Raw genomic sequence first — 3,802 nt, 5'->3', positions numbered from 1 at the left:
GAGACATTGTGACAGTTGCGTGACAGATAAAGGATCTATCACGCATCCATCACGGGTATCCGTCACGGGGTATATATCTATGTATCAAATTGATAGAGTACATTCCGTGACAGCATGACGGATAAATTACATTTTTAAACTTTATGATGGAGTCCCCTGAGCTATAACAATCCCAGGGCATTCGCTCAATAAAGTTGACTTTTTAAATGAAAACCGTGTGTTTGCCATAGAGACCACACAAGTAATGAGAGTGTATAGATAATGTTATTTCACAACAGACTGGAAGCTGAGAATTCGGGAACATTATCATATGCTTTTATCGTTTATAAACTTCATGAATCACATAAATCGTTATTTGCAAATCCGTTACTTTTTTGACATCTCGTTTCTGTAAACATTCGGTTACATTGCCGGTGTCTGGAATAGGAATGTGAATGATCTGCTATCTTTCAAATCTTTGACGGCATCGCCTGCATAGATTTCTCCGTTTGTCAGCGCCAGTTTCTTTATACCGCTATTGGGGCTGAAATCAATCTTCTTTAAATCGAGCCAGAACAGATTGGGAGTTAAAGTCGATTCAAAGTAATATATCTTGTTTTTCTGGTCGGAAACAGAACGCCATCGGGTAGAGGAAATATGAGGTTTGTCTGGTGTAGTGATGCCGAATGGTACAGATACATTTCGTATGACACTCAATACGCTGGGAACGGCAATCTTTGCGTCAGCGGTCTGAGGTATGGCATGAATATAGAATGACGCACGTACAAAACGGTCACTGGAACGGTTGGTGCCCGGCAACATGTTCAGTCCGCCGATTTCTTTCCAGTAATCGTTGATGGCCAGCTGAAGTTCATATCTGGGTGAATTGGTCATAACTTGGTATTCTTTGCCTTCGTGTACACTCAGTTTTCCATTAAGATACTCTAGCACAGCTGTGTTTCCGGTTTCGTCCGTAATGGCGAGGTGGAGGGTAGAGGCCGACCCATTCGGCATGCGAGGGGCATCAATGCGGAAAATCTCTTTTTTCAGTTCATTCACGGCTTCGCTTACGGTGGCGAAGTTATCCAGTACATACTGTGTCCATATGCTGATTCCCATTACCGGGCGGGTATCTCCGGGAAGGCTGTAGACGGATTCGGGCAGGAACAAAAGACTGGCGACCAATCCCTTCTCGTTCATACCGTCACACGTCCCGATGTCATATCCGGTGGCGATGACGCTGCCGTACTTGGAGGTCCAGTTGATGGTCTCTCCTTTGTTAAATCCGGCTCTTTGTATGCCGCGTGGAAATACATAGATATTACTCATAATATCTTCTTTCCAGTCCATAGTCCGGCCGGTAATTACCATATTGCCCTGTCCGATGTAGGTGGCACGGGTACACGCTTCTGTGTGTTGTACACCCGTTGCCAAAATGGCGGTAAATATGATTACCATTACTCTGATAGACTTTTTCATTTTTTTTCTGATTTAATGAATACTTTGTTAGTTGAATAACAATATTGGACAGGTATAGTTTTAGGAAAAAGGTTTAAATATATTTAGAATAGAGGGAATTATGGATTTTTATGCTTGGTGCATTATAAAAATAATGCACCCTCACTACTCTTAGCAAGGGTGCATTTCTAGCAAACAAACAAACTGTTTTCAATCTTCACAGATTAAAAGCAGAGTATTGGTATATATGTATGAAATGTATAAATTCAAATCTTTTACAGAACTTGAATTTATGGTGCAAAGGAAAGGATTAATCAAGAAAATGTTCTCGTTTTATAGAAGGCAGTTATAAAAAAAAGTCCTCGTATGTATTAAAAAAAGTGTAAAATCTTTAGGTATCAAATACTTATTGTGTCCTGCTGATAAATACATAATCTCTTAAAAAATGATTAAGGGATTGGTTTTTTCGATTCTTTTCCGGACTTTTGTGTCGAATTCAACATTTGAAACATGAAAAGTATCCTCCTCAGACTGACTGTTATTATAGTATTGTTTTGTCTTTCCGTTTCTGCACATGCACAACGCAGAAATGCGCGCTATAATGAATACATCAAGCAATATGCCCCACTTGCTGTGGAGCAGATGCAGCAGCATAAGATTCCCGCTAGTATCACGTTGGCTCAAGGGCTGTTGGAGAGTGGGGCAGGTTATAGCGAATTGGCACGTAAAAGTAATAATCATTTTGGCATTAAGTGTCACAGCGACTGGCGGGGGCGCAAGGTTTATCATGACGATGACGCCCGTGGCGAATGTTTCCGTGCCTATCGTCACCCCAAGGATTCTTATGAAGATCATTCGGCGTTTTTGAAGCGGGGCGCCCGTTATGCGTTTTTATTTAAACTGAAGATTACGGACTATAAAGGTTGGGCAAGAGGCTTGAAAAAGGCAGGGTATGCTACAGATCCCTCGTATGCCAACCGTTTGATTACGATTATAGAGGATTATGAACTTTATAAGTATGATTCGCGGGGTATGAGCAAGCGTGAGGCACGCAATTGGGAGAAGGAGTTGAAGAAAAAGCCTTGGCTTGCCAATCCGCATCAGGTATTTATAGCGAATGATATAGCCTATGTGGTTGCCCGTGACGGGGATACTTTCAGGCTGTTGGGAAAAGAATTTGATATAAGTTGGAAAAAATTGGTGAAATATAATGATCTCCATAAGGATTATACTTTGGAAGCCGGTGACATAATCTACTTGAAAGAGAAACGTAAAAAAGCTGCCAAACCCTATACGGTATATATCGTGAAAGATGGTGACTCTATGCACATCATTTCGCAGAAATACGGTATCCGTTTGAAGAATCTTTATAAGATGAACCGTAAGGATGCTGAATACATACCGGAAGTGGGGGACAGGTTGAGGTTGAGATAGAATTGTATTGTATAAAGTTGATAATATAGATATCTATGATTCTTTTCGAAGTTCGCCTCTCTTATTTGCCGTATCATCAAAATAAATCATTCATTTCTATAAAAAATGAGGATTTACCATCAGCGCCATCTGAACGGGAAGACTCCGGTACTGGGATATACTTATAATGGTAGCCGGTATTTCCATCCGGGAGAGATGCGAAAGTTCATTGATTTCGGATGTGGGTTACAAAGCCACGGGAGTGGTGGAAACCGTCCGGATATCTGTCTGGAACATAACTCCGTCCATGTCGGTAAAGACGGGGTGGCCGGCATTACGTTTACATTGCCTGCCGGGTGGTATAATGTGCGTGTCTTGGCGAATACGGTATGGAACTAGAGGGAAATACCTGCTGAAAAGTTGCTGTATCAGATTCTGACGGTTGATGGAGCCTATTACTTGACACCACCTTCATCAGTGATGAATAATACCGGTGAGCTAAAGCAGGCAGTGAAGGTTCTGGTTGGCGATGACGGGCTCATGAAGATGCAATTTGGAGTGGAAACCAATGGGACCTGGTATTGTGTACCTTTGAATGTGATTGAAATTGAGGAGGTGAATGTGTAAATATATGATTGTCGGTAATTTGATGAGCTTTCAAGCTCTCTTTGAGGGCTATTTAAATGGCTTTGGAAAATGAATAAAAAATTGCAATTCGTTTTGTGTTAACAGGTGCAAAATGCTCATAAAGTGATTTGGGAAAGCATCACAAAACGTTTTGCGGTTTATATTTCTTTTTATATAGGCTATGGTTAGTATGTATAAAGTGATTAGTGACATGTATGTGCTAAGCTTATTTAGTTTTTATATATTGGATCCGGGTTGCATATCCATATACTTTTGAAGCGCTGTATATACGCGCGTATATATATTATGTGTCCCCCTTCTTCCC

4 protein-coding genes are annotated in these 3,802 nt (G+C 41.0%); 3 read left to right on the top strand and 1 reads right to left on the bottom strand.

From position 1 onward, the window contains the following. Nucleotides 1-402: 402 nt before the first annotated feature. Complete coding sequence (locus HMPREF9446_RS12395) at nucleotides 403-1,458, bottom strand: linear amide C-N hydrolase (protein ID WP_009126021.1); 1,056 nt, start codon at nucleotides 1,456-1,458, stop codon at nucleotides 403-405. 489 nt (nucleotides 1,459-1,947) lie between these two features. Here HMPREF9446_RS12395 and HMPREF9446_RS12390 point away from each other — a divergent pair, with 489 nt between their 5' ends. The 3 genes from HMPREF9446_RS12390 (at nucleotide 1,948) to HMPREF9446_RS12380 (ending at nucleotide 3,477) form a co-directional block, all read left to right on the top strand. Continuing rightward, the gene (locus HMPREF9446_RS12390) at nucleotides 1,948-2,871 is read left to right on the top strand and encodes a glucosaminidase domain-containing protein (RefSeq protein ID WP_009126020.1); all 924 of its coding nucleotides are present in this window, start codon (nucleotides 1,948-1,950) and stop codon (nucleotides 2,869-2,871) included. Between the two features lie 105 nt (nucleotides 2,872-2,976). Then, complete coding sequence (locus HMPREF9446_RS12385; RefSeq protein ID WP_009126019.1) at nucleotides 2,977-3,249, top strand: hypothetical protein; 273 nt, start codon at nucleotides 2,977-2,979, stop codon at nucleotides 3,247-3,249. A 21-nt stretch (nucleotides 3,250-3,270) separates the two neighbouring features. After that, nucleotides 3,271-3,477, top strand: coding sequence for a hypothetical protein (locus HMPREF9446_RS12380; RefSeq protein WP_039969425.1), 207 nt, complete (start codon nucleotides 3,271-3,273; stop codon nucleotides 3,475-3,477). Nucleotides 3,478-3,802 lie beyond the last annotated feature (325 nt).

The organism is Bacteroides fluxus YIT 12057, assembly GCF_000195635.1.
Classification (GTDB): domain Bacteria; phylum Bacteroidota; class Bacteroidia; order Bacteroidales; family Bacteroidaceae; genus Bacteroides; species Bacteroides fluxus.
This window is presented reverse-complemented; position numbering and strand designations above follow the sequence as displayed.

Coding starts and splice junctions, on each gene's coding strand:
- HMPREF9446_RS12390 (WP_009126020.1), top strand. CDS start 1,948: ATGAAAAGTATCCTCCTCAGACTGACTGTTATTATAGTATTGTTTTGT.
- HMPREF9446_RS12395 (WP_009126021.1), bottom strand. CDS start 1,458: ATGAAAAAGTCTATCAGAGTAATGGTAATCATATTTACCGCCATTTTG.
- HMPREF9446_RS12385 (WP_009126019.1), top strand. CDS start 2,977: ATGAGGATTTACCATCAGCGCCATCTGAACGGGAAGACTCCGGTACTG.